Below are 25687 nucleotides of genomic sequence, written 5' to 3'. Positions count from 1 at the left end.
GAGTCCCGCCCGGCCTGCGCATCACTGCCGGAAAGTGACGCTCAGATAATAGGTCCGCGGCGCCGTCTGATAGGCGACCGTGGCAATCTGCTGATCGCTGTGCGTACCCCAATAGCTCGGCTGACCCGTCAGGTTTTTGCCGCCGAGCGACACGGTCACCGCATCGGTCACGCGATAGCGGATCGAAGCGTCGAGCGCGCCGATCGGCTGTTCCCATTCGTCCAGGCCGCTGGGCCGCAGGACGGTGAGACGCTTGCCCTGATAGTTGAAGTTGAGGTCGCCGCTCCACCGCGCCTTCTCGTAGGAAAGGCCGATATTGTAGATCCAGCGCGGCGCGTTGGGCAGCCACACCTTGCCCGGCACGCGGCCGGTGCCGCCCGGATCGGCCTCGCTATGCTGCCAGGTGACGTTGCCGTTGAGCCAGAAGCCCGCGATCAGCGCCTGCCGGCCGCCGAACTCGATTCCCCAGACGGTGGCGGTGTTGCCGTTGACGGGCTGGGTGATGACCGTCTGGCCGCGCGTGGTGACCGCCGACTGGGCGCGGCCATACATGAAGCCATCGATCGACTTGAAGAAGCCGCCCAGGCTGAGCACCGTCGAGCGCGTGCCGTAATCGACATTGAGGTCGACATTGATCGCCTTCGCAGGGTGCAGGTTGGGGTTGCCCTGGCTGATCGTAATCACCCCGGCACTGCGATCGATCGTGCTGGCGCCCGAAATGTCGAGGAAGTTGGGCCGCGCGAACGAGGTCCACACCGCACCGCGCGCGGCGATGGTCGCGTTCGGCCGCCAGTTGACATGGACGCTCGGCAGGAAGTTGTTGTAGCTGGCGGTGCTGGTACCGTTAGGGCCGCCATAGACGCGCGTCACCGATCCGTCGGGATTGGTGATGGTCGTCAGATACTCGTTGTAGATTTCGGTCCGCTCGAACCGGGCGCCGACCGTGGCCGACAATATCTCGCTGCCGATCACCGCCATGGCATAGCCACTATAGCTGGTTTCGGTGCCGTAGCGCTTGTTGAGGTTCCAGGGGTAATCGGCGTCGGTCACCTGCGGCGCGGCTTCGAGCAGGCGCAGCGCCTGATCCATGTTCAGGATCGTGCCGAAGCGCGTGTTGCCGCTATACTGCCCCCCCTGATAGCTGTCGATCGTACCGCCCAGCAGATAGGGCAGCGTCGACAACGGGGTGCCCAGCTTCACGCTCTGGAACTGATACTGGTCGCCGTTCAGGATGTCGGCGATCTGGTGCTGGTTGTAGCGGCGGCTGGCGCGGCGGATGCGCAGGCCCGCCTTGGCCGAGCGCAGCAGGCCGGCATCCTCGGGCTCCCACGTCAGGTCGAACCGGCCGAACAGCTGGTTGTCGGTCGCGCGGCGGTTATAGAGTTCCGCATCGCTCAGCCCCAGATTGGCGACATTGTACATCGCCCGCGCCTGCGCGTCGCTCAGCACCCATTTCGGATAGCGCGGGTTGGTCGCCTGGAAATTGATGGTGCTGTTGAAGGTAGGATCGGTCGAGGAGTCCGAATTGAACTCCATATAATATTGCTGCGGCGTGCGGGTGCGGCCGTAGGAATAGGCAAGATCGTAGCTGGCGGTCACCGCGCCGAACGTGTTCGATCCGCCGAAGCCGACCGAGCCCAGCCGGTTATCCTCTTCCTTGACTTCGGCGCCGATCAGGGTTCGGAAACCGTTGACGTTGCCATTGTCGTCGAACCGGTCGAGCACGTTGATGTAATCGTGCCGCTGCGGGTTCTTCCACCGCTCATAGGACGCGCGCAGATAGAAGCGGTTGGCATCGTCCGGGCGGAATTCCAGCATCCCGTCACCACCGAACTTGGTAACGTTGTTGGTGAACTGGTCGAGCCCGTGGCTCACCAGCGTCAACTGGCGCGGATCGACGACCTGGGTGTCGCTGGCATTGGCCGGGCGCTGCCAGCTATTCGCCTGATCGGGGTTGGTATTGCGCGCGGCAATCGTCTGACGGTGCGAATAGAAGCCGGTGACGAGCAGGCCCAGCCGCTTGTCCTTGTCGAGGAAGGTCGAGAAGCCCGCCGACAGGTCGACCGGTGCTTTCTGCGTCGATTCGTCATAGCCGACCCGCGCCGACGCCATGCGCCAGCCGGTGGGGTGATCGAACGGGCTGGCGGTGCGAATATCGACCGTGGCGCCCAGCGCGTCGCCGTCGAGATCGGGCGTCACCGTCTTGATGATGCGCACCGACGAAACCGCATCGGGCGCGAACAGGTCGAGCGCGACGGCGCGGCTGTCCTCGGCGGTCGGCATGCGGACCCCATTCAACGTGTAGACGTTATAGGCCGAATCGAGCCCGCGCACGGTGATGTAGCGCGGCTCGGCATTGCCATAGGAAGTGACGACGCTGATGCCCGGCAGGCGCTTCAGCCCGTCAACGACGCTGTTGACCGGCACCGCGGAGAGCTGTTCGGACGAAACCACTTCGGCGACGATGGTGGCGTCATGCTTTTCCCGCTCTGCCGATTGCTGCGCGGCGCGGCCGGTGATGACGACCTGATCTTCTCGCTCGCTATCCGCCGTGGACTGGGCAAGGGCCGGGCTTGCGGCGAGTGCCAGCATGGCCGTGCCGCCCATCAGAAACAGGCGTGCGCGATCGCCCGCCGAAGCGCATTGCGCTTTGGTGCTCATGTCGATTCCCCTCGTGGCTCGACGCCCCCTTTTGGCGTCCTCGACAGCGGAATTAGGCACGATCTGCTACGTGATTGTGACATTGAAAGTCGAAAGCCACAATTTTTGTGGAAACAGCCACACAAAATGATAGAGCCGCAGATAGCGGGGAGGAGACAGACATGCGACGGCAGGACCGACAGGAACATTTGCTCCGCGCGCTGGAGGCACAGCGGAACTGCGCGATCGGCGAACTGGCCCTGCGTCTCGGCGTGTCGGAAGAAACTGTCCGGCGCGACGTCAAGGAACTCGAAGCCCAGGGCAAGGTGCACAAGCTCCACGGCGCGGTCCGCCTGCCCGACAATGCGTTTGAAACGCCGTTCGATATCCGCGTGAACGAACAGTTCGCGGCCAAGGCGGCAATCGCCCTCGCCGCCGCGCCATTGATCGCCGATAACAGCGCGATCTTCATCGATAGCGGCAGCACATCGCTGCATGTCGCCCGGGCGCTGCGCGGGCATCGCCAGCTATCGGTGCTGACCAACGCGATCGACGTCGCGCACGAGCTTTGTTCGATCAACAACAACCGCGTGTTTCTGGCGGGCGGCGAAATCGACAAGGATTACCGCGCCGCTTTCGGTGCCGAAGCCGATGCCTTTCTCGGGCGGTTCACGCCGGAAATCGCCATCCTGTCGATCGGGGCGATCGACGCCGAACTGGGGCTGATGGACTTCCATCTGGGCGAAGCGGCGATCAAGCGGAAAGTCGCCGGGCTGGCACGCTGGGTGGTGCTGGTGGCCGATGCTACCAAGCTGGGCCGTCAGGGCCTGGTGCAGACCTGCGCGTTCGACATGGTGGACATATTCGTTACCGACGGGCCAGTGCCGGAGCCGTTCCGCACGCGCTTTGCCGATGCGCGCATCATCGAGACGGGCAACTGAACCGGCGCTCGCAATCCCGTCACATTCTGCTGCCAACAGCCGCAAGGCGGTAAAAGGAGACAGGCCGGATGAAGGACGAGACGACGCGAGCGGAACAGGGCGCCCCCATCGGCACCGGCGAAGACCGGGTGCCCGATCAGGACCGCCGCACGCTGCTCGGTGCGTTGGGTCTGGCCGGACTGATCGCCGCCACACCAGGCGAGGCGAAGACCGCATCGCCGGCCCCTGTCACCGACAAGGCACTCGCGCAGATCGAAACCGTGGTGGTGATCTATGCCGAGAACCGCAGCTTCAACAATCTGTTTGCCGATTTCCCGGGCCTCGCCCAGCCGTTGTCGGCGGTGTCGCCCGAACGCGCCGCCCAGCGCGACCGGGACGGCAGCGTGCTCCCCAGACTGCCCAAGGTGTGGGAAGGCATGGTGCCTGACGAGCAGGTGGTCGAACATCGCAGCTACAAGATCGGGCCGGATGATCTGGCGCCGCTGCCCAATGCGCCGTTCGCGCTCAGCACCCCCGAAGGCGACCCGCTGCCGCACGGCGTCGTGACGCGCGATCTGGTCCATGCCTTCTACAACAACCAGCTGCAGATCAATGGCGGCCGCAACGACGGCTTCGTCGCCTGGGGAGACAGCGGCGGCCTCGTGATGGGCCATTATGGTGACACCTCCGCCAAGCTGCGCCTTTGGCAGATCGCGCGCGAATTCACGCTGTGCGACAATTTCTTCATGGGCGCGTTCGGCGGCTCCTATCTCAACCACCAATATCTGATCGCGGCGCGCCCGCCTTATTATCCGAACGCCGACAAGAGCCCCGCCAAGGGCCGCATCGCCGAAGTGGAAGGCAATGACCCCAAGGGCATCCGCCTGAAGCTGAAGCCCAAATCGCCTGCCAGCGCGCTGGATGGCCCGCCCGATTTCGTGCCGAGCTCGCTGACGCCCGATTTCTGGTCGGTCAACACGATGCTGCCGCCCTATGCGCCAACCTATCAGCTCGATCCGGAACGGCCGGGCTATGCCGACTGGAGCGACGCCAAGACGATGGTGCCGCAGCACCACGAGACGATCGGCGACCTGCTTACGGCGCGCGGTGTCGGATGGGCCTGGTATGCCGGCGGCTGGGGCGCTGCGCTGGCCGGTCACGGCACCGACGGCAGCTTCCCCACCCGGCCGAATTTCCAGCCGCATCATCAGCCGTTCAACTATTTCGAACAATTCGCCCCCGGCACCAAGGCGCGCGAAGCGCATCTGCGCGATGCCGGCGAAGGCGAAACGCCGCGTACCAACCATTTCCTGGCGGATGTCGCAGCCGGCAAGCTGCCGGCGGTCACTTTCTACAAGCCGCAGGGCAATCTCAACATGCATGCCGGCTATTCGGACGTCGATGCCGGCGACCGCCACATCGCCGTCATTGTCGATGCGCTGCGCCACAGCCCCCAATGGGACAAGATGCTGGTCGTCATCACCTTCGATGAAAATGGCGGCTGGTGGGACCATGTCGCGCCGCCCAAGGGCGACCGCTGGGGCCCGGGCACGCGCGTGCCGGCGGTGATCGTCTCGCCCTTCGCCCGCAAGGGGCATGTCGACCACAGCATCTACGACACCGGATCGATCGCGCGGTTCCTGACGCGACGCTTCGGGCTCAAGCCGCTGCCGGGCCTGATCGAGCGCGAACGCGCGATGATCGCCGCCGGCGGCCCGCCCCCGGGCGACCTGACCGCGGCACTCCAGTTCGGCTAAGTTACGAAAGCTACGATACGAAAAGCGTGTGCGTTCGCGCGCATGGGCTTGCAGGATCGCCGGCGTCGCAACATGCTGGCGGTCCTGGTTTGCCGGGCAGCCTGCCCGGCCAATGGAGAAACATGCTCCCATGCGCCTGACGCTTCTTGCCGCCCTGCTCGCCACCAGCCTGCCCGCCGCCGCGCTGGCGCAGACTGCCCCGGCCGACCCCTATCTGTGGCTCGAACCCTTCTCCTCGCCCCAGGCGATGCAGTGGGTGGATGCGCACAACGCCGCCACCACCAAAAGGCTGGAGGCCGATGCCCGCTACAAGACGCTCTACGACGAGGCCCTGACCATCGCGGGCTCGCGCGACCGCATCCCCTTCCCCAGCTTCCTGCACGGCGAGATCTATAATTTCTGGCAGGATCCGGAGCATCTGCGCGGCATCTGGCGCAAGACCTCGCTCGCCGACTATCGCACGGCCGATCCGCACTGGACGACGGTGCTCGACGTGGATGCACTGGGCAAGGCCGAGGGCAAGAGCTGGGTGCTGAAGGGCACGCCCTGCCTGGAACCCGAACAGCAGCGCTGTCTGGTCATGCTGTCCGATGGCGGCGAAGATGCCGTCGAAGTGCGCGAGTTCGACCTCGACAGCGGCAAGTTCGTCGACGGCGGCTTCCACCTGCCGCGCGGCAAGCACCGCATCGCCTGGGAAGACCGCGACCATCTGCTGGTGGCGACCGACTGGGCACCGGGCGACCTGACCCCCTCCGGCTATCCGTTCATCGTCAAGCGGCTGACCCGCGGCCAGCCGCTCTCGGCCGCCGTCGAAGTCTATCGCGGCGAACAGCAGGACGGCGGCTATGGCGTCAGCCCGGCTGTGATTCGTGACGGCCAGGGCCGCCAGCTCGGCGTGATCGAGCGGCCGCTCGATACGTTCCGCCACCAGACCTATGTGCTCACCCCGCGCGGTGCCGAGCGGCTTGCCATCCCGGACAAGGCCTCGGTCGTCGAGCTGGTCGCCGGTCGCGTGATCGTGCAGCTCGACGAGCCCTGGTCGGCGGGCGGTGCGAGCTTCAAGGCAGGTTCGCTGGTGCAGCTCGATCTCGATGCGGTGCTGAAAGCGCCGGGCGCGCTCAAGCCCAGCCTCGTCTGGGAACCGGGCCCGCGCGACGCGCTCGACGGCGTATCCTCCACGCGCGACACGCTGCTGATCAACACGCTCAGCAACGTGCGTGGGCGTGCCCTTGTTTATACCCCCAAGCCCGATGGCGGCTGGATCGCCAGCCAGTTGCCGCTGCCGGACAATCTCGCAATCGGCTTCGGATCGGCGGACAAGAAGTCGAACCGCACCTTCGTCAGCGCCAGCGGCTTCCTGACCCCATCGACGCTCTACCTTGCCGATATCGACAGCCAGACGCTCGACAAGACCAAGTCGCTGCCGGCCAAGTTCGATGCGTCGAACGATGTGGTCGAACAGCTCGAAGCGACATCGACCGACGGCACGCGGATTCCCTATTTCGTGGTGCACCGGAAGGACATCAAATATGATGGCACCACGCCGACCATCATGACCGCCTATGGCGGCTTCCAGGTCAGCGAGACTCCGTATTATTCGGGAACGAACGGCAAGCTGTGGCTGGAGCGCGGCGGCGCTTTCGTGCTCGCCAATATTCGCGGCGGCGGCGAGTTCGGCCCCGCCTGGCACGAGGCCGGCATCGGCACCAAACGCCAGATCATCTATGACGATTTCGCCTCGGTGGCGAAGGATCTGTTCGCCCGCAAGATCACCAGCCCGCGCCGGCTGGGCATCGAAGGCGGGTCGAACGGCGGGCTGCTGATGGGCGTGGCGTTCACCCAGCATCCCGAACTGTGGAACGCGGTACTGATCGAAGTGCCGCTGCTCGACATGATCCGCATTTCGAAGATCGCCGCCGGCGCCTCGTGGCAGGGCGAATATGGCGACGTGAATGCCGATCCCGCCGTAATGGCGTTCTGGCTCAAGACCTCGCCCTATCACAATCTGAAGAAGGGCGTGCGCTATCCCGAACCGTTCATCTTCACGACCACCAAGGACGATCGCGTCGGGCCCCAGCATGCCCGCAAGTTCGCCGCGCGGATGGAGGAGATGGGCCTGCCCTTCTTCTATTACGAGAATACCGAGGGCGGCCACGGCGCCGGCGCCGACCTGAAACAGGCGGCGCGCACCACCGCACTGACGATGACCTACATGGTCCAGAAACTGATGGACTGAACCCCGCGGGGGCGCGATGGCGCCCCCGTATATCCCTGGAGAGGAACGAAAAGACCATGCCCCAGCCCAGCCTTGCCTTTCTCTGCGGCTTGCTGAGCGATGCGCGAGTATGGGAGCCCGTGGCCGAACGGCTGCCGGACAGCCACAAGATAAAAATCTTCGCCTTTCCGGGATATGATTCGCTGGCTGCGATGGCGGCATCGGTGCTGGCGTCGGTGGACGGTCCGCTGATCCTGATCGGCCATTCGATGGGCGGCCGCGTCGCACTGGAAGCGGTGCGCCAGGCGCCGGAACGCATCGCCGGGCTGGTGCTGGCGAACACCGGCGTGCATCCGGTGGGCGACGGCGAACGCTCCGGGCGGCAGCGACTGATCGACATCGCCGAAGCGGAAGGCATGGGCGCCCTCGCCGCCGCGTGGCTCCCGCCGATGATGGGGGCCAGCCCGGAGCGGGTCGCCGCGCTGATGCCGGACCTGACCGCGATGGTCACTGCCTATCCGCGCGAAGCCTATCTCGGCCAGATCGCCGCCCTGCTCGGCCGCGCCGATGCGGGACCGGTGCTCGCCGGCTATAAAGGCCCGGTCCTGTTGCTGACTGCGGAACAGGATCGCTGGTCGCCGCCCGCCCAGCACGAGGCAATGCACCAGCTTGCGCCGCATGCGACGCTTACCATCGTGCCCGGCGCCGGACACATGCTGCCGGTCGAAGCGCCCGACGCAGTGGCTGACGCGCTGAACGACTGGCTGAAGACCACCACAGCCTAGGATCGCGTCGGCGGCTGCCATTCGGCAGTTCAAAAAAGTATATTATGTACAAAAAGGGCGACAGGGCTACTGTGTCCGCATCTGGCATGGAATGGACTATCCGATGCGCGCTTCTTTTCTGGTTTCCGCCTGTTTCCTCTCGCTTTGCCCGCTGATCGCCCCGCCGCGGGTGGCGGCACAAGCCACGGAACAAGCGGCTGCGCCCGCAACGAAGCTGTCGGTCGAGACGATCTTCGGGCGTGGCGCGGTGCGCGAACAATGGGTGCGCGACAGCCGCTGGGGCGAGGACGGCGAAAGCTATCTCGCAGTCGAGGATGCGCCCAAGGGCGGCCAGGATATTGTCCGTTACCGCATCAAGGACGGACAGCGCACCGTCGTCGTTGCCGCCACCGCGCTGGTGCCCAAGGGCGCGGACAAGCCGCTGGCGATCGACGGTTATGCATGGTCGCCCGACCACCGGTTGCTGCTGATCCAGACCAATAGCCAGCGGTTCCGCCGTACCCCCGCGCTCGCCGATTACTGGCTCTACGAACCGGCCACGCAGGCGCTGCGCAAGATCGGCGGCGATGCGGCGGCATCCAGCACCCTCTATGCCAGCTTTTCGCCCGACAGCAGGCGCATCGCCTATGTCTATCGCAACAACCTCTATGTCGAACCGGTCGCCGGGGGCGCCCCGGTGCAACTGACCCGCGACGGCGACGACTATGTCGTCAACGGGCTGGCAGACTGGGTCTATGAGGAAGAATTTTCGCTCCACCGCGCTTTCGAGTGGAGCCCGGATTCGAAGCGCATCGCCTTCTGGCGGTTCGACACGCGCGGCGTCGGTACCTTTTACATGATCAAGAATACCGGCAGCCAATATTCGCAGCCCATTCCGCTGCAATATCCCAAGGCCGGCACGACCAATTCGGCTGTGACGGTCGGCACGGTCGACATCGCCGACGGCAGCACCCGCTGGTTCAAGCTCGAGGGCGATCCCCGGCAGAATTATGTACCGCAGATAAGCTGGGCGGGCGGATCGGACGCGGTGTTCATCCAGCAATCCAACCGGCTGCAGAACAGCTTCACCGTGCTGCTCGGTGATCCCGCCACCGGCGCGGTCAAGCCCGTGATGGTCGAGCGCGACGCCGCCTGGGTGGAGGCCAATGCCGCGCCCGAATGGCTGGCGGGGGGCAAAAGCTTCACCTGGCTTTCCGAGCGCGACGGCTGGCGGCACCTCTACACCATCGACCGCGAGACCGGCCGCGCGACACTGCGCACGCCGGGCGCGTTCGACGTGATCGACCTGCTGCGCGTCGACGAGAAGGCGGGCTATGCCTGGTTCATCGCCTCGCCCGACAATCCCACCCAGCGCTATCTCTATCGCACCACCCTGTCGGGCGCGCCCAGGGTCGAGCGGCTGACGCCGGCCGGCCAGCCGGGCACCCACAGCTATGACATTGCCCCCGGCGCGCACTGGGCGCTGCACACCGTGTCGCGCTTCGACGCGCCGCCCGTGACGGACATGGTCGACCTGACCCGGCAGACGTCGCTGCGCACGCTGGTGACGAACGCGCCGCTGGCGAAGCTCGTCGCGAGCACCGGCCTGCCGCCCACCGAATTTTTCCGTATCGACATCGGCGGCGGCACCCGGCTCGACGGCTGGCTGATCAAACCCGCCAATTTCGACCCCACCAAACGCTATCCGATCCTGTTCTACGTCTATGGCGAACCCTGGGGCCAGACCGTAGGCGATCACTGGCAAGGCTCGCAGGGCCTGTGGCACCGGATGTTGGCGCAATCGGGCTATCTGGTCGCCAGCATCGATCCGCGTGGCACCGCCACCCCCCGCGGGCATGACTGGCGCAAGAGCATCTATCGCCAGGTCGGCATCCTGGCTTCTGCCGATTATGCCGCCGCAGTGCGCAAGATGCTGGAGACCCGCCCCTATATCGACCCGGCGCGCATCGGCATCTGGGGCTGGAGCGGCGGCGGCGCGATGACGCAGAATGCGCTGTTCCGCTATCCCGATCTCTACAAGACCGGCATCGCGGTGGCCGGGCCGACCGACATGCGGCTCTACGATACCATCTATCAGGAGCGGTATATGGGACTGCCCGAGGACAATAAGGACGGGTACCGCAACGGCTCGCCGATTACCTTCGCCGACCGGTTGCAGGGCAATCTGCTGCTGATCCACGGCACCGGCGACGACAATGTCCATTACCAGAATATGGAACAGCTGGTCGACCGGCTGATCCGGGCGAACAAGCAGTTCACGATGATGGCCTATCCCGACCGTACCCACGGCATCTACGAGGGCGAGAATACCACCATCCACCTCTACACACTGATGACGCGCTACCTGGAGACGAACCTCCCGCCCGGGGCGCGCTGAGGTTTCACGCCGGTTGCTCGCGATTGGAACACCGGGCGTTGAACATGGAGTCCGGCATCGCGCGGCGCATTATCGTCGCCCAAAGCGCCCGGAACGCCGCACCCCTGCGCGATCACTGACCGCGTGCGGTCCGCATCGGCTTTTGGCGAGGATGTAGCTATTGGAGTTGCGGGTTAAGTCTCTCGGCGAGCCGCCGCACACCGCCTTCGACACGGCCTTACCACTCTTCCAAAACCATTGTTGCAGTAACCCGAAACGCCGTTCCTAACCGTTTCAAACGTCCCGTGCCGTCCGCGCGTGGTTCAGCATCTGCCTTGATCCCGGTCGAGCGGAAAGGACGGATGCAGGATGCCCACGCAGACATTTGACGATTGGTTGTACGCGACACCACTGAGCACCGGCATACGCGAGATCACCTGGCTCATTCCCGCAGTGCAATGCGTTCATATCCTCGCCATTGCAGTCGTGGTCGGCTCTGCGCTGGTGTCCGACCTTCGCCTGGCAGGCGTACTCGCCACCGACGAAGCGCCGGCCACAGTCGTGCGTCGGTACCTGCCCTGGATGTGGAGCGCGCTTGTCATCCTGTTGGCGACCGGCATCGTCATGATCCTCGCCGAACCGGGCCGAACCCTCACAAACAGCGTGTTTTGGAGCAAGATGGCACTGGTTCTGCTGGCGTTCGCGCTGACGCTCTTCTTCCGCAAGCCACTGCTCAATCCACAGTTCCGGGCCGAGCACAACGTGTGGTGGCGTGCGGCCAAGCCGGCAGCATGGCTCTCGCTGGCCCTATGGGTCCTCGTGGTCTTCTGCGGCCGCTGGATCGCCTACACCTGAACCTGGCGGCGCCGGCTTCACGAACATCGCGCGAACTATCAACACGAAGGGGGGGACGGGCTCGATGCTCCCGGATTCAACGCTTACGCTACTACACGATTCATCCATCGCCTCGGCCATTCGCGAAAATGCGAGTGCCTTTCCCTGGCTGGAATCGATCCATGTCCTTGCGATCACGCTGGTGTTCGGCACGATCCTGATCGTCGATCTCCGCATGCTGGGCTATCGCTCGCACCGCCCCGGCGTATCGCGCCTGATCGTCGACATGCTGCCTTTCACCTGGGCGGCCTTCGTCGTCGCGGTGATCACCGGTAGCCTGTTGTTCATCTCGAACGCCGTGGTCTACGCGCACAACGCGCAGTTCCAGTGGAAGCTGATCTTGATCGCCGCCGCCGGCATCAACATGGCGATCTTCCACCTGACCGCACACCGCCGCGTGGCCGAATGGGATGCGACGGTCCCGACCCCGCTGGCCGTGCGGATCTCGGGTGCCGCATCGCTGACGCTGTGGGTGCTTGTCATCATTCTGGGTCGCCTCATCGGCTTCACTCTCAACCCGTTCTGACGCCGACACACCGTCAGAACGTGAAACATAACGAAGGATCCATCGATGCGTCGAATCCACTGCGCTGCCGCAAGGCTAGCATCCGCTCCGCAACGGCCAGCCCGGCGGGATGCCGAAGCGGTCACCCTCACCGATCGCAAGGAAATCAGCGCATGGTGACGCCCCCGCAGACCGCCGGCACCTGCCTTGGCTATCCCCCGAGAGGGGGCATCGCGCCCTATGGCGGCCTTCTCCTGCTGGCACTGGCATCGCTCGGCGCCTGCAAGCCGAACCCGCAACAACCAGTGCCGGCCAAAACCGAGGCGGGCACTTCGGCCCCGCATCCCATCGTATCCCTCAAGGAAGTAATGGACGCCGTCGTCGACCCCGCGGCAGACGGCCTTTGGGAATCCGTTGCCACCATCTCCACCGACAAGGGCGTGGAACAGCGCACGCCGCGGACGGACGAGGAATGGAAAGCGGTGCGACGGCATGCGATCCAGCTCCTGGAGGGCATGAACCTCGCGATGCTCGAAGGGCGCACTGCCGCGCCACCAGGCAGCCCGCCCGGCTTGGGAGAGCTGCCGCCGAAGAAGATCGAGGCGATGATCGCAGCGAACCGGGCCGAGTTCGATCAATATGCGCAAGAAGTGCAAGCGCGGACTAAAGTCGCGCTTGCGGCGATCGACGGGAAGGACGCCAAGGCACTGTTCAAGGCCGGCAGCGAAATCGACGGCGCCTGCGAGAGCTGTCACGTGCGCTTCTGGTATCCAGACCTGTCGACGCCCGGCAAGTGAGGCGCGCGCGGCGTTCCGCGCCCGTCCTGCGGCAAGGAGAGGAATTGGGATTGGCGCACACAAAACCTGGGAGACCGGTGCCGCCACGATCCAACCTTACGAGCTTCGCGGCAACCATCGTGGCGCTGGCCTGGGCGAATGTCGCCAACGCCCAGGTCGAATCGAACGGAACGGCGAAATCCGACAAGGAGATCATCGTCACCGGACGCAGCGCCCACCGGATCGGCAGCGCGGTAGCCGCCAGCGAAGGCGCGGTCGTAAGCGGCGACCTGGATGGCCGCCCGCTGCTCCGCCCGGCCGAATTGCTGGAGGCGGTGCCGGGGCTGATCGCCACACAACATTCGGGAGGCGGCAAGGCCAACCAGTATTTCCTCCGCGGGTTCAATCTAGACCATGGCACCGACTTCGCCCTGAGTGGCAGCGTGCGGCTGTTGCCGGGCCCTGATTGCTGGATCATGGGGAGCGTGTGATGTCGGTGCCCCGGCAACGGCTGATGCCAATTTTAGCGACGTGTAGCGGCGGGCAAATGCAACGATTGTACGCGTTACGCTGCCTTGTAACAGTTTCACAACCGCAATCCGTGCCGGTTTCCCGATCCGCACTCGCTAAGGATCGAGGCGGTTTTTCCAAGCCCAGGCGGCGCGGCCGCCGTCCGATGTGGCTGCTCCTACCGTGCTTTCGCTTTCCTGATTGCGTGTCGGGAGCGAGCGGCCGGGGGCATGCCGATCGCAGAACCGGAGAGGGAGTGAACGACGATGCAGTTTTTCCGGAAACACACAGCCACGGGCGTTGCCGCAACGTGCCTGCTGGCATGCGCGCCGGCATTGGCACACCATTCCTTCGCCATGTTCGACCAGACCAAGCTGCTGCAAATGAACGACGTGACAGTGACCCGCTTCGAGTGGACCAATCCACACTCGTTCGTAATCGTGAAGAACGGCAACACGCTCTACACCCTTGAATGCAGCAGCCCCAATCTGATGAGTCACCAGGGCTGGAAGTTCAACACCATCAAGGCGGGCGACCGCATCAGCATCACCTACTACCCGCTGCGCAACGGACAGCCGGGCGGCATGTTGAAGACCGTCACCCTGCCCGGCGGCAAGACAATCAGCGCATGGTGAACTGGCTCGGCATCACCGGTCTGATCGCCGCCGCGATGCTGGGCAGGACGGCTCCCGTCGCGGTACAGGCAGCTCCCGAAAAGGCCGTGCCCGACATCACGGGGGTGTGGGAGCGATACCCCGATCCTTTTGCGGACGAAGCGAACGTATTCATGGACCTGCCTCCGCCGGAAGGTGGGCCGCAGCTCCGCGAGCCCTATGCGAGCCAGTGGAAGGCTCAGCGCGCCAAGAGGCTCGCCGCCCTGAAGGCCGGCACCCCGCTGGTGGATGCCAGCACGCTGTGCCTGCCCGAAGGGATGCCGACCATCATGGGGGCAATCTATCCGGTGCAGATCCTTCAGGACCGCCGGCAAGTGACGGTGCTGGCGGAGTTCCTGACGCAGACGCGGCGCATCTATCTCGACAAGCCCATGCCCAAGGCCGACGACATTGCCCCCTCCTACTATGGCTTCTCGTCCGGCCACTGGGAGGGCGACACGCTGGTGGTCGAGACACGGGGCGTTCGCGAAAATGTGCAGTTCTTCGAGATTCCCCATAGTGCAGACATGCGGATCATCGAGCGCATCCGGCTGACGGGCCCCGGCCTTCTAGAGGACAAGGTGACGATCGAAGATCCCCGGATGCTGGAGAAGCCCTACAGCTTCACCTTCGGCTATCGTCGCAACGACGACTATCAGATCATGGAATATATCTGCGAGAGCCGGAAGGATGCCATTGCTGCGGACGGCACGGTATCGATGAAGCTTGAGACCAAGCCCTGAGCGACCGCCCCGCTTCCGCTCGGCAGCTGCGATGCCGCCGGGCGGACGGCCAAGCAGACAGCCGCTCAGTCGGAACGGGGGCCGCCTCCGCCCCGCCGCCCCGCGCTTACGCCGAGCGAGTCCCCTGATTTCAGCGGCCGTGCGATCAGGAGCGACGTATCCACGGCCAGGTTGCCAACCGTCTTGACCTGGTAAAGCGCCTCGAAAGCTGCGGTGCAGGCGCAGCGGCGGGAAACTTCGTCGAGCTGACGCTGCTCGGCCACCAGATCCGCCATGCGCATCACGGACGCATCGCTGAAGCCCGCGATGATGAGGATGCGGTGTCCGAACGGGCCGGGAAAGCTCGCCAGATAGCCATAATCGGTTCCATATTGCGGATTGCCCTCCGCGTCGGGCGCGGGCGGGGCAGTCGCGACGAACTGCTTGCCCGATGCCTTGTCGGTCAGTGCATTGCCGAATTGCGCGGCGGAAAAGCCGGACACGTAGAATAGCGGATCGAACAGCGGACCAAGCGCGGCAAGGTCACCGACATAGATCACATCGTGTGTCCTGAGCTGCTGTTCGGAAAGCCGCGAGGATGCGGTAAGCGAGGGGTTGTCCCTTTCGTGGCCGGGCAGCCGGACCACGACCGACAGCAGCGACCACAGCGAGGATACCGTTGCCGTGGGGTTGGTGTAGATATCCATGTCGTAAAAGCGGTAGAATGCCTGGGGATGCTGCACGAAATAGCCATCCAGTTCTTTCCGCGATCGAATGCCCGGGTGCATGATCAGCCGATGGACGTCCTTCTCGTTGCGCGTTTCCGCGATCGAGAAATAGTCGCCAGCCACCAGCAGCAATGCAGATCGGCTGTTGGCAAGCGGTCGCCAGAGCGCGGTTCCGGCAAGCGTGCTAGGAGGCGACCAGTCCCGCCGAACCAGCACCAGAGCCCAAGGCAGCACGAGCAGTAGGATGCACAAGCCGAGCAACTGGCGACGATACTGGCCGATCCGGCGCAGCGTTCCGGACTTCGATCCGCCAGAGCCCGCGTCCGCTTCCGGGCGCGGACCATCGGTCAACAGGACGATCCGGTATTCGCCGTTCGGGATTGAGAGCCTCGGCCCTAGCTGGCCGGCATAGAAATCGTGAAGCCGCCGGCGCAGGCGATGGACGTGGACACGCACGATCGAGTCCTGCCCCGTATCATAGGTCGCTTCCTTGCCGAAGATGGCGACGGCGATTTCGATTTCCTTGGGTGCCCGGGCATCGGAGCAGCGCTCGAGCAGATAATCGAACAGCCGCAAGAAGACGGCTGAGCGGCTGTCGGACAAGGCACGGCGAAACCGCGCGGCCTCGGCACGGAGTATCTCGTCAGTACCCCGATCGGCGGAATTCGGCGGCGTAACAGTGCGAGCAGTAACGGTTTCAAACAGTTCGCGATGCTGCTCGGCCATACGCGCACTGTAACCAATATGCAGCCTTCGGCAAGTTGTGTTGAAAATTTGCAACGATGCAGAATGCCGACTGCTCACCGTTCCCAGAGAAGGAACGGGAGGGGGAACTCCGGCAGGCAGCGCACCCGTCAGGTAGCGTTCCGGACCGGAAGATCAAGACATTCAGAAGGGGAGAGAGTCGTGAGCAAGACCACAGCATTGACCTGCTGGCAGCCCCGCATGCGCGGCGCGAGCAGCCTTCTGGCATTGGCGCTCGGCGGACTAGCCTTGCCGGCAGCCGCGCAGACCGCGCCGGCAGGTTCTAACGAGGCGACCGGGCAGACCGAAGGGGCTCCGGGGGGCCAGGAGCAGACTACAGGCGAGATCATCGTCACCGCAACGCGGCAATCGCAATCGATAACGCGCGTTCCGCTGAGTATCGTGGCCAAGGATCAGCTGACGCTGGACAAGCAGGGCATGCGCTCGATGGGAGACCTTGCGCGGCTGACCCCGGGCATTAGCTTCGGTCAGACCTCGCTCAACTATGGCACTGGCCAGTCCGTCATCTCCATTCGCGGCATCCAGTCGGACAGCGGCATTCCCACCACGGGCGTCTATATCGATGACACGCCTACCCAGACCCGCATAGGCATTTCGCCCTCGCTGACCAACGCCTACCCTCAGGTGTTCGATCTCGAGCGTGTCGAGGTACTGCGCGGGCCGCAGGGTACGCTGTTCGGAAGCGGTTCGGTGGGCGGCGCCGTGCGTTTCATCACGCCAGAGCCTTCGTTCGACAAGCTTAGTCTCTATGGCCGCGGCGAAGTAGCCGCGACCGAACATGGCGCCGCAAGCTATGAGGGCGGCCTTGCTCTTGGCGCGCCGCTCGTCGAAGGCACGCTGGGTTTTCGCGCCAGCGGCTGGTACCGGCATGACGGCGGCTATGTCGACCGACTGGACCGCTACACGAAGAAGGTGGTGGCAAAGGACATCGATGGTCAGGACAGCTATTCTGCCCGCTTGGCGCTGGGCTGGCGGCCGGCGCACAACCTCACCATCGTGCCGTCGATCTATTTCCAGAACGTCTCCATCGACGACAGTTCGCGCTTCGAACTGGCAACGTCCAATCCCGGCAAGGCCGATTATCGCACCAGCGTGAGCCGCCTGCCGGAATATCACAAGGAGCATTTCTATCTCCCGGCGCTGAAGGGCACGCTCGATCTCGGTGATCTGACGCTGGTCTCGAACAGTTCCTATTTTTGGCGCAAGACGCGCACGCGCAGCGATGACGTGGCGCTCAGCCTTGCCCTGATGGGCGGATGGCAGGGCGCGGATTTCCCGGCAGGCTTCGACAATTATCAATCCAACACCGATTCGGTGACGTACCAGAAGGCGTTTACGCAGGAAGTTCGGCTGCAGAAGAGTAATCCCAACAGTCGCTTCAACTTCGTGCTCGGCCTGTTCTACCAGAAGAGCGTGGTTCGCGACCGGTTCCTGGCGAGCGATCCCGGGGCGCTTCAGGCGATCAACTTCGGCCGGACGTCGCAGGGGCTGCCGCCGCTTGGCGCAGTGAGCGAGTTCTACCCAGTCGATCTCTACCAAGGCATCTACAGCAACTACCAGAACATCGCGCATCACGACGAACAGAAGGCCGCCTTCGCCCAGGTCGATTACGAGATCGTGCCCCGCCTGAAGGCCACGGCAGGCCTGCGCTACACCAGCGCCGACTATACTTATGAAGGTTTTGCCGCCGGTCCGTTCAATTCAACCAATGGCACGAGCACCACACAATCCTCGCGGAACAACACGCTGACGCCCAAGTTCGGCTTCGCGTTCCAGGCGGACCGGAGCAACCTGTTCTACGTCAACGCGGCCAAGGGCGTGCGCGGCAGCGGCGTGGCCCCAGCAGTGGGGACGATCTGTTCCGCCGACGCGAGCGCCATCGGGTTCGATCCGACGCGGCCTTCGGTCGTGCGCCCCGACTCCATCTGGAGCTACGAGCTGGGCAGCAAGAACCGGCTGTTTGGCGGCAAGGTGCTGCTCGACGCGGCGGCCTATCGGGTGAACTGGAAGAATATCCAGACGCTGTTCAACCTGCCGTCCTGCTCCATCTATACGGCGCTCAATTTCGGCGATGCCAAGATCGACGGGTTCGACCTGGCACTCACCGTGACACCGGTGCGCCAGCTTACCCTGGGAGCCTCGGTGTCTTACACGCACGCGCGCTATACGTCGCCGCTGATCGGGGCCAACAACGTCGTGGTGCGTCGGGCTGGCGAACCCTTCCCGGTCGCGCCCTGGTCGATCCAGCTCAACGGTGAGTTCACGCAGCCGTTCGGCCGCAGAGAGGCATATCTTCGGGCGGATTTCGCCTACACCAGCCATGACAACACGCCGCTCGACGTCAACTCACCGCTGGTCGATCCGGACCTGCCGCGGGCACCGAAGACGAGTCTGCTCAACCTGCGTGCTGGCCTGCGCAGCGGTGACGGGATCGATGTCAGCCTGTTCGTCAACAACGTGACCAACAGCCATCCCATCCTGAGCCTCTATCATGACGTGCCGGGCTCACAGATGTATCGTGCCGCTTCGTTCCGGCCCCGTACCATCGGCCTGACCGCGACGGTGCGGCGCTGATGCTGCGGGGCAATAGCCGGATGGCGAGCGGCGTATGGGATGGCGTCAGCGCTTCGCTCGCCGCCGCCCTTGCAATCCTGCCCGTCAGCGGGACTGCTCGGGCGGCCGAGCCCGACTTCAGCGGCGTGTGGAATCGCTATCCACCCTACGCCGATACCTTTTCGAACCAGCCGGACCCGCCCGAGCTGCAAGTGGTAGAGCCGCCGCTCAAGCCGGAATATCTGAAGGAATGGAAGGCGATGCAGCAGCGGCGGGCCGAGGCGGATGCGGCGGGCACGCCGCTGCCGACGCCGAGTTCGCAATGCCGGCCAGAAGGGGTGCCGGGCGTCATGGGCGCCCATTATGCTCTGCAAATTCTGCAAAATCCGGGGCTGAACCAGATCACCGTGCTGGCGGAATTCATGATGCAGACGCGGCGGATCTATCTGAACGAAGCGATGCCCCCGGTCGAAGAGATCGCGCCGAGCTATTTCGGCTATTCAGTCGGGAAATGGGTCGGCGACACGCTGGAGGTGACCACAGCCGGCATCAAGGTCGACGTGCGCTACGAGGATATCCCGCATTCCGAGCAGATGCAGGTCACCGAACGCTTCCATCTCGACGCCTCGGGAATTCTGCACGACGACGTGACGGTGGTGGACCCGGTCTATCTGGAGAAGCCCTACCGCTTCAGCTTCATGTATCGGAGGGAGCCAGCCTCCTACAAGGTCAACGAATATGTGTGCGACAACCAGCACACCGTGGTGGCCGCCGATGGCAAGCTGGGCATGGCCGTCGAGGGCGCCGACCCGAAATCCACGGCAGGCCATCCATGAGCCCTGATCGGCCGGGGCGCCATGTGCGGCGTTGCGTGAGGCTGGTCGCGCGCGTCGCGCTGGGACTGCTGGCCGGCGCCCTGCCTGCGGCCGCCGAGGCTCAGGTACTGCAGATGCCGTTTCTGACGCCGGTGCCGGACAGCGGCCGCCCGCCCTTGTCCTCGGCGATGCGCCGGAGCGACCCCGGCACCGAATATGTCGATCTCGCCAAGGCCGGCTATGTCGAAGAAGAATATTATCTTTCCGGCATCGCCCCCGCAATCACTGCGCAGGGCCAGCCGCTGTTCGATGTCCCGTACATCACCCGGATTCTCGTGCGCAAACCCGCCGATCCGGCGAAGTTCAACGGCACCGTCGTCATCGCGCCGTTCACCTGGATCGGAGAACGCGGTGCGGACTGGATCCTGACCAAGGACTATCTCGTCCGCCACGGCTATGCCTATGTCGGCTATACGCTGAACATCAACAAGCCGGCACGCGACCCCAAGACGCGCACCGATCCCAACTGGCAGCCCGATCCCGAACCGGCCAATTTGAATTTCGACTTCATGCGCCGGTTCGATTACGCGCGCTACGCACCGCTCGGCAGCTATTACGATCCCGTCCGCTTCCAGCGCGGCGGGCACGACGACCCGTTCATACCGCAGTCGCAGGGAATCGGGGCGGAACTGGCCATGCTCCTCAAGTCGAATCTGCCCACCGGCCCCATGCGCGGCCTCAAGGTGGAGCGGGTCTATGTGAACAGCTGGGCCGTCACCGCGCAGGTGTGGCTGGACTATCTGGACCAGGGGCGGCACCAGCAATGGCGCATGCCCGACGGGCGACCGCTGGTCGATGCCTATATGACCGGCAAGATGGCGGCTGGGGATGTAGGCGGAGAGCGCTTCCGCGTGCCGCGCCACATGCCACCGGACGCGCCGTTCGTGAGCGTCTACAGCGAATCCGAAGTGGTGAGCGAGGCCATGCTCGGCATTCCCCTGCCGCCCGACACCGACCATCCGCCGCTGCGTTACTATGAAATAACCGGCGTGCCGCACCTGCGCCTGGCCGATCTCGGCACGGAGGAACGGGAGGATCTGCCTGCCGATGTCGGCAAGGCGAACGATCCGAAGTGTCGCACGCTCTATGACGAGCCGGCCGAGATGGTCGTATCCGCTCTGTTGGACGGAATGGACCGCTGGGTCCGGCACGGCAGGCCGATGCCGAAGGCCGCCCGCGTGGAGCGCGCCGTCAAGGGAGTGGCTCGCGACCGGCGGACCGGCAACATGGTCGGCGGCGTTCGCCCGCCTTGGATCAAGGTGCCCGTCGCCGCCTATATGACGGACCAGGAAACCGGCTGCGGCATGGTGTACGATACCAAGATTCCCTATGACCGGCAAAAGCTGCGGACGCTCTACGGCAGCTATGCCGGCTATCTCCGCCGTTACGAGGCGGCGAAGCAGGAGGCGGTGCGGGAGGGCTATCTGCTGCCCGAAGATGCCGATCGCCTCGCCCCGATTGCCCGGCCCGACGATTTCTGAGCGCCGGCCGGCAGCGCCCAGGGGCGATGACTCATTCGCTCCGGGCGCTGCCGAGACTGTTGGTGACGTCGTCGGGGAGCCGCTGGCTCGCCTGCGATCGGTTCCAGATCGGCCCGGGCTGCAGCGGCCGCGCAATCAGCAGCTTGCTGTCCAGGTTGACGGTGCCGAGCGTGCGCACCTGAAACAGCGCCTCGAACGCACCATCGCGGTTGCCGAGCCGGTCTCGCAGCCTTTGCAGTTGCTCCGGATTGCGCACGAGTCCGGCCATCTGGCGCACCGCCGGCTCCCGCAAGCCCGAAACGAACAGGATGTGGTTGCCGGCCGGACCGGGCAGGCTTGCGATATAGCCATAATCGTTGCGCGGGGTCCTGTCGTCAGCCTCGACCGAGGAATCGGACGTGAAATGCCGCCCGCTTCCGCTGTCGACCAGTTCGTCGGTGCTGGTACCGATCCGAAAACCGGAGGCCTGGAACAGCGGATTGTGCAACATCCCGCCCAAACCACTGAGCGTGCCAACATAGACGATATCGGACGATTTCAGCATATCGGCGCTCAACCTGGAAGCTGGGACGAGCGCCGCCGGATGGGCCGACGGGTACGATAGCGCGCGCATGACGGGCCAGATATCCTGCAGGGCGATGGTGACGCCTGCGGGGACGTGGTGGAAATCGAAATCCATCAATGTCCCCTGCTCGCGCTGGTGGGTCATCCGATGGAGGTCGAGATCCTCCCGCGAATTGATCGCCGGATCACGGACGATACGCGCTATCGTTTTGTGATCGTCCAGTTCGGCGAAAAGATAATGATCGCCCACCACGACAATAGGGGGCCGGGTGCTCGTCGCCAGCGGTTTCCAGAGCGCGCTCGCGGCAACAGGCTCCGCTGCTGGGTTGCGGGGGAAGGCGGCTTGCAGCGCAATGGCGCCGTTGACCAACACGGCCACACCGAGAATGGCAGCGAGTACCCATTGATGGCGCCCAGAGCGTGCTGGCCCCGGCACGCGGCCGGGCGCTGCGGAGGAATCAGGCCGCGCCGCATCGGGATCCGCCAGCGTCAAACAATAGTCGCCCAGCGGTATATGCAATCGCGGACCGGGCCGGTGCGCATAGTAATGGTCGAGCTTCTTGCGCAATCGATGGACATAGACTCGCGCCGTCGCCCCCAGGGCAGGATCATAGTCCTGCGCGAAAATGGCGCCAGCGACCTCGGCTTCCTTGGCAGGGCGCCCCTCAACCGACCGTTCGACGAGAAAGTCGAACAGGCGCAGCATGTTGTCCGATCGCTTGCCCTCGATCGCCGCGCGTACCCGGCTGGCCTCCTCCCGCAGCGCGCGCGCGACCTTGGGGTCCGTGACTGGATCAGCCATGGCCGCGAGGGGCAAGCGATCGGAGCCGGCCGAGATCGCTGGGCTGGGTCACGCCGGTAAATGTGCCATGTATCGTCGGCGTTTCCCGCCAGCGAGAAGGTCGCGCATCAAATCGGGCTCCCCTACGACCGATTGTTTCATTCATAAGACCATAGGGGCCCCGCGCGATCAACTGTTGATAGCTTGCAGACGCCAATACGGTATTCGCCCTCTTTTCGGGCCCGCTGTCGGTTACCGGTTGCAATGGCGCGGACTGAACAATGGCCAGTATCGCCTCGCCCACCGCTGCGCCCACCGTCGATCCCGGCCGGAAGCCCAGCCATCAGCAACAGTTCGTTACGATCGGCGACGTCATGCGTTCAGCGCGTCATGCCGAAGAAAACATCGCCGAGTCCCTTGTCCGCCGCTGAACGCAACAGCATCCTGGAAGCCAACCGCACGCTGAAGATGGCACGCTCCGCCCACGCCTATGTGCGCGGAAACACCCGCAGATTCTATCAATGGCTCGAATGCTCCAGCATAGCCTCCAATGTCCCGAAAGGGCCGCCCATATGGATCTGCGGCGACTGTCACGTCGGCAATCTGGGACCGCTCTCCAACGGCGAAAATCGCATCGCAGTACATATCCGCGACATGGACCAGGCCGTGATCGGAAATCCCGCACACGACCTCATCCGTCTCGGCCTCTCGCTGGCCACCGCGGCACGGGGCGCCGATCTTCCCGGGGTCGTAACAGCGCATATGCTGGAGGAAATGATGCAGGGCTATGCCGCCGCCCTGCAGGATCCGACCAGTGGCGATGCCGGCGTCGCACCCGACGCGGTCCGGAGCGTGAAGCGTCGCGCCCTCGGCCGGCGCTGGCGGCACCTGGCCAGGGAGCGGTTGGGCTCGGTCGAGCCCCAGATTCCCTTGGGCAAGCGCTTCTGGGCGATATCGCACAAGGAACGGGATGCGATTGCGGCCGCGCTGGAGAAGCACGGCGTGCTCGAGACGGTTCTGGGGCTGGAGGGGGACGCGCCGGAATGCGGCGCGCGCGTCATCGACGCCGCCTATTGGATGAAGGGCTGCAGTTCGCTGGGCTTGTTGCGCTACGCTGTGATTGTCGCGCTACCGGATTCCTGCGACGGCCCAGGCTATGCGCTCATCGACCTGAAGGAGGCTGTCAGCCCTATTGCGCCGTCCGTGGATGAATCTGCCATGCCGAATGACAATGCCGAGCGCGTCGTCGCCGCAGCACGGGCTCTGTCGCCGCATCTCGGGCGACGCATGGCGGCGGTTCGCATGCGCCGACACGCGCTGTTCGTGCGAGAGCTCGCGCCCCAGGACCTGAAGCTGGAGCTCGATCAGTTCAGCCGATCCGAAGCGGTCAAATCGGCGCGTTATCTGGCCTTCGTGGTGGGCAAGGCGCACGCGCGGCAGATGGGAACCGAGCTTCGCGAAGCGTGGCTGCACACGCTGGAGCGAGACCTTCGCCCGGATCTGGAGGCCCCGTCATGGCTTTGGGAAAGCGTGGTCTCGCTCGCCGGCCGGCACGAGGTCGGCTATCTCGAACATTGTCGCCGATATGTGCTCGCGGCTTGATGCCGGGGCATCGAACCAGACACTCTGCCGAGCCCGGTCCATCGGGCCATGCGCATCGCGATCCACGCTCGCGTCGCACGCGTCCGCTTCGACATGCCTTCCCAAGTGCCTCCGAGCGCTCATGGGGAGGATCGATCGGCGGCCCAACCCAAAGCGCGAACCACCATTTCCAGCGCCAGCGATCCCAAGGAAAACTATCTCCCCTTCAGCAGGAAGGCCGCGCTAGCATGCGGCCAACAGGATAGTTGCGCCGCTTGAGAGGAAAAGACGATGGCCGATCGCCCGCTGCACTCCGAAACGCTTGCCCTGCACGCCGGCTGGCGGGCGGATCCGACGACGGGCGCGGTGGTGCCGCCGATCTACCAGACAACCTCCTACCAGTTTCGCGACACCGATCACGCCGCCAATCTGTTCGCGCTGCGCGAGCTGGGTAACATCTATACCCGCCTCGGCAACCCGACCACGGACGTGCTGGAACAGCGCATCGCCGCGCTCGAAGGCGGCGCGGCGGCGCTGGCAGTGGCCTCGGGTCAAGCGGCCTCGGCCTATGCGGTGCAGAACCTCGCTCGCGTGGGCGCCAACATCGTCAGCGGCACCGACCTCTATGGCGGCACCTGGAACCTGTTCGCCAACACGCTGAAGGATCAGGGCATCGAGGTGCGCTTCGTCGACCCCGCCGACCCGGAAGCGTTCGTCCGCGCCAGCGACGAACGCACCCGGGCCTGGTACGTCGAAACGCTGCCCAACCCCAAGCTGATCGTCTGCCCGATCGGCGAGATTGCCGCGCTGGGGCGGCCACTGGGCATTCCGCTGATCGTCGACAACACCGCCGCGCCGCTGATCGCGCGCCCGTTCGATCACGGCGCCGCGATCGTGGTCTATTCGACGACCAAATATATCGGTGGTCACGGCACTTCGATCGGCGGCATGATCGTGGACGGTGGCAATTTCGACTGGGAAGCCTTCCCGGAGCGTCAGCCTTTGCTCAACACGCCTGACCCCAGCTATCACGGCGCGATATGGAGCCAGGCGGCCAAGCCGCTGGGCCCGATCGCCTATATCCTGCGCGCCCGCACCGTGCTGCTGCGCGATCTTGGTGCGGCGCTATCGCCAACCAACGCCTTCCAGATTTTGCAGGGTCTGGAGACCCTGCCGTTGCGCATGCCCCGCCACTGCGAGAACGCCGCCAAGGTCGCCGCCTTCCTGCAAGCGCGCCCCGAGGTGACGCGGGTCATCCATCCCTCGGTGCAGACCGGTATTCAGGCCGATCGCGCCGCGCAGGTGCTTACCGGCGGACAGGGCGGGCTGGTCGGATTCGAGCTGGCGGGCGGAAGCGAGGCCGGCCGCGCCTTCATCAACGCGCTCGAGCTCTTCTACCATGTCGCCAATATCGGCGATGCGCGAAGCCTGGCGATCCATCCGGCTTCGACGACCCACTCGCAGCTCTCGACCGAGGAGCAGGCGGTAACCGGTGTTTCCGAGGGCTATGTGCGGCTCTCGGTGGGACTCGAGCATATCGACGACATCCTCGCCGATCTGGGCCAGGCGCTTGATCGGTCCGCCGAACCGCGCTGATCGCCGCCCGGCCCCTTGAACGGACGCGCT

At 64.6% G+C, this 25687-nt stretch carries 20 protein-coding genes; 17 read left to right on the top strand and 3 right to left on the bottom strand.

From position 1 onward, the window contains the following. Positions 1-21: 21 nt before the first annotated feature. Positions 22-2661: a TonB-dependent receptor gene (locus tag ACT53K_RS00845; RefSeq protein ID WP_476226628.1), complete on the bottom strand. Its 2640-nt coding sequence runs from the start codon at positions 2659-2661 to the stop codon at positions 22-24. 161 nt (positions 2662-2822) lie between these two features. Here ACT53K_RS00845 and ACT53K_RS00840 point away from each other — a divergent pair, with 161 nt between their 5' ends. The 11 genes from ACT53K_RS00840 to ACT53K_RS00790 all read left to right on the top strand — a co-directional run bounded on the left by ACT53K_RS00840 (position 2823) and on the right by ACT53K_RS00790 (position 14754). Then, positions 2823-3581 (top strand): DeoR/GlpR family DNA-binding transcription regulator, encoded by a 759-nt coding sequence (locus tag ACT53K_RS00840; RefSeq protein ID WP_476226627.1) that lies wholly within the window; start codon positions 2823-2825, stop codon positions 3579-3581. Between the two features lie 68 nt (positions 3582-3649). Further along, the gene (gene acpA, locus ACT53K_RS00835) at positions 3650-5317 is read left to right on the top strand and encodes an acid phosphatase (protein ID WP_476226626.1); all 1668 of its coding nucleotides are present in this window, start codon (positions 3650-3652) and stop codon (positions 5315-5317) included. Between the two features lie 130 nt (positions 5318-5447). Continuing rightward, complete coding sequence (locus ACT53K_RS00830) at positions 5448-7553, top strand: prolyl oligopeptidase family serine peptidase (RefSeq protein ID WP_476226625.1); 2106 nt, start codon at positions 5448-5450, stop codon at positions 7551-7553. Positions 7554-7609: 56 nt separating this feature from the next. Then, positions 7610-8317, top strand: coding sequence for an alpha/beta fold hydrolase (locus ACT53K_RS00825; protein ID WP_476226624.1), 708 nt, complete (start codon positions 7610-7612; stop codon positions 8315-8317). Between the two features lie 103 nt (positions 8318-8420). Next, the gene (locus ACT53K_RS00820) at positions 8421-10694 is read left to right on the top strand and encodes a S9 family peptidase (protein WP_476226623.1); all 2274 of its coding nucleotides are present in this window, start codon (positions 8421-8423) and stop codon (positions 10692-10694) included. A 348-nt stretch (positions 10695-11042) separates the two neighbouring features. Continuing rightward, the gene (locus tag ACT53K_RS00815; protein ID WP_476226622.1) at positions 11043-11528 is read left to right on the top strand and encodes a DUF6644 family protein; all 486 of its coding nucleotides are present in this window, start codon (positions 11043-11045) and stop codon (positions 11526-11528) included. A gap of 64 nt (positions 11529-11592) precedes the next feature. Further along, complete coding sequence (locus tag ACT53K_RS00810; protein ID WP_476226621.1) at positions 11593-12093, top strand: DUF6644 family protein; 501 nt, start codon at positions 11593-11595, stop codon at positions 12091-12093. A gap of 152 nt (positions 12094-12245) precedes the next feature. Continuing rightward, positions 12246-12869: a hypothetical protein gene (locus tag ACT53K_RS00805; RefSeq protein WP_476226620.1), complete on the top strand. Its 624-nt coding sequence runs from the start codon at positions 12246-12248 to the stop codon at positions 12867-12869. Positions 12870-12946: 77 nt separating this feature from the next. After that, on the top strand, positions 12947-13339 hold the full coding sequence (locus tag ACT53K_RS00800) for a hypothetical protein (RefSeq protein WP_476226619.1): 393 nt from the start codon (positions 12947-12949) through the stop codon (positions 13337-13339). Between the two features lie 285 nt (positions 13340-13624). Continuing rightward, positions 13625-13993, top strand: a complete 369-nt coding sequence (locus ACT53K_RS00795) for a DUF6152 family protein (RefSeq protein ID WP_476226618.1) — start codon at positions 13625-13627, stop codon at positions 13991-13993. Continuing rightward, positions 13987-14754, top strand: a complete 768-nt coding sequence (locus tag ACT53K_RS00790; protein ID WP_476226617.1) for a hypothetical protein — start codon at positions 13987-13989, stop codon at positions 14752-14754. The genes ACT53K_RS00795 and ACT53K_RS00790 overlap by 7 nt, the downstream gene beginning before the upstream one ends. A gap of 65 nt (positions 14755-14819) precedes the next feature. Here ACT53K_RS00790 and ACT53K_RS00785 read toward each other — a convergent pair whose 3' ends face one another. Beyond that, positions 14820-16187 carry a hypothetical protein gene (locus ACT53K_RS00785; protein ID WP_476226616.1) on the bottom strand — a complete coding sequence of 456 codons (1368 nt, stop codon included), beginning with the start codon at positions 16185-16187 and terminating at the stop codon, positions 14820-14822. A 180-nt stretch (positions 16188-16367) separates the two neighbouring features. Between ACT53K_RS00785 and ACT53K_RS00780 the strand changes: the two genes are divergently transcribed. From ACT53K_RS00780 to ACT53K_RS00770, 3 genes are read left to right on the top strand one after another with little or no spacing between them, the layout of a single operon-like run. Next, complete coding sequence (locus ACT53K_RS00780) at positions 16368-18800, top strand: TonB-dependent receptor (protein WP_476226615.1); 2433 nt, start codon at positions 16368-16370, stop codon at positions 18798-18800. Positions 18801-18820: 20 nt separating this feature from the next. Then, a complete protein-coding gene (locus ACT53K_RS00775) occupies positions 18821-19615 on the top strand; it encodes a hypothetical protein (RefSeq protein WP_476226614.1) in 795 nt (264 codons plus the stop codon). Continuing rightward, a complete protein-coding gene (locus ACT53K_RS00770; protein ID WP_476226613.1) occupies positions 19612-21135 on the top strand; it encodes an alpha/beta hydrolase domain-containing protein in 1524 nt (507 codons plus the stop codon). Before ACT53K_RS00775 ends, ACT53K_RS00770 begins: the two co-directional genes overlap by 4 nt. A gap of 31 nt (positions 21136-21166) precedes the next feature. Here ACT53K_RS00770 and ACT53K_RS00765 read toward each other — a convergent pair whose 3' ends face one another. Further along, positions 21167-22501: a hypothetical protein gene (locus ACT53K_RS00765; RefSeq protein ID WP_476226612.1), complete on the bottom strand. Its 1335-nt coding sequence runs from the start codon at positions 22499-22501 to the stop codon at positions 21167-21169. 260 nt (positions 22502-22761) lie between these two features. Between ACT53K_RS00765 and ACT53K_RS00760 the strand changes: the two genes are divergently transcribed. The 3 genes from ACT53K_RS00760 to ACT53K_RS00750 all read left to right on the top strand — a co-directional run bounded on the left by ACT53K_RS00760 (position 22762) and on the right by ACT53K_RS00750 (position 25657). Beyond that, on the top strand, positions 22762-22911 hold the full coding sequence (locus tag ACT53K_RS00760) for a hypothetical protein (RefSeq protein ID WP_476226611.1): 150 nt from the start codon (positions 22762-22764) through the stop codon (positions 22909-22911). A 37-nt stretch (positions 22912-22948) separates the two neighbouring features. Then, a complete protein-coding gene (locus ACT53K_RS00755) occupies positions 22949-24082 on the top strand; it encodes a DUF2252 family protein (RefSeq protein ID WP_476227265.1) in 1134 nt (377 codons plus the stop codon). Positions 24083-24352: 270 nt separating this feature from the next. After that, a complete protein-coding gene (locus ACT53K_RS00750; RefSeq protein WP_476226610.1) occupies positions 24353-25657 on the top strand; it encodes an O-acetylhomoserine aminocarboxypropyltransferase/cysteine synthase family protein in 1305 nt (434 codons plus the stop codon). Positions 25658-25687: the final 30 nt, after the last annotated feature.

Source organism: Sphingomonas sp. DMC8, assembly GCF_056314185.1.
The sequence above is the reverse complement of the archived record's forward strand: the minus strand, read 5'-3'. Positions and strand labels throughout refer to the sequence as shown.

Coding starts and splice junctions, on each gene's coding strand:
- ACT53K_RS00845 (WP_476226628.1), bottom strand. CDS start 2,661: ATGAGCACCAAAGCGCAATGCGCTTCGGCGGGCGATCGCGCACGCCTG.
- ACT53K_RS00840 (WP_476226627.1), top strand. CDS start 2,823: ATGCGACGGCAGGACCGACAGGAACATTTGCTCCGCGCGCTGGAGGCA.
- acpA (WP_476226626.1), top strand. CDS start 3,650: ATGAAGGACGAGACGACGCGAGCGGAACAGGGCGCCCCCATCGGCACC.
- ACT53K_RS00830 (WP_476226625.1), top strand. CDS start 5,448: ATGCGCCTGACGCTTCTTGCCGCCCTGCTCGCCACCAGCCTGCCCGCC.
- ACT53K_RS00825 (WP_476226624.1), top strand. CDS start 7,610: ATGCCCCAGCCCAGCCTTGCCTTTCTCTGCGGCTTGCTGAGCGATGCG.
- ACT53K_RS00820 (WP_476226623.1), top strand. CDS start 8,421: ATGCGCGCTTCTTTTCTGGTTTCCGCCTGTTTCCTCTCGCTTTGCCCG.
- ACT53K_RS00815 (WP_476226622.1), top strand. CDS start 11,043: ATGCCCACGCAGACATTTGACGATTGGTTGTACGCGACACCACTGAGC.
- ACT53K_RS00810 (WP_476226621.1), top strand. CDS start 11,593: ATGCTCCCGGATTCAACGCTTACGCTACTACACGATTCATCCATCGCC.
- ACT53K_RS00805 (WP_476226620.1), top strand. CDS start 12,246: ATGGTGACGCCCCCGCAGACCGCCGGCACCTGCCTTGGCTATCCCCCG.
- ACT53K_RS00795 (WP_476226618.1), top strand. CDS start 13,625: ATGCAGTTTTTCCGGAAACACACAGCCACGGGCGTTGCCGCAACGTGC.
- ACT53K_RS00790 (WP_476226617.1), top strand. CDS start 13,987: ATGGTGAACTGGCTCGGCATCACCGGTCTGATCGCCGCCGCGATGCTG.
- ACT53K_RS00785 (WP_476226616.1), bottom strand. CDS start 16,187: ATGGCCGAGCAGCATCGCGAACTGTTTGAAACCGTTACTGCTCGCACT.
- ACT53K_RS00775 (WP_476226614.1), top strand. CDS start 18,821: ATGGCGAGCGGCGTATGGGATGGCGTCAGCGCTTCGCTCGCCGCCGCC.
- ACT53K_RS00770 (WP_476226613.1), top strand. CDS start 19,612: ATGAGCCCTGATCGGCCGGGGCGCCATGTGCGGCGTTGCGTGAGGCTG.
- ACT53K_RS00765 (WP_476226612.1), bottom strand. CDS start 22,501: ATGGCTGATCCAGTCACGGACCCCAAGGTCGCGCGCGCGCTGCGGGAG.
- ACT53K_RS00760 (WP_476226611.1), top strand. CDS start 22,762: ATGGCCAGTATCGCCTCGCCCACCGCTGCGCCCACCGTCGATCCCGGC.
- ACT53K_RS00755 (WP_476227265.1), top strand. CDS start 22,949: ATGGCACGCTCCGCCCACGCCTATGTGCGCGGAAACACCCGCAGATTC.
- ACT53K_RS00750 (WP_476226610.1), top strand. CDS start 24,353: ATGGCCGATCGCCCGCTGCACTCCGAAACGCTTGCCCTGCACGCCGGC.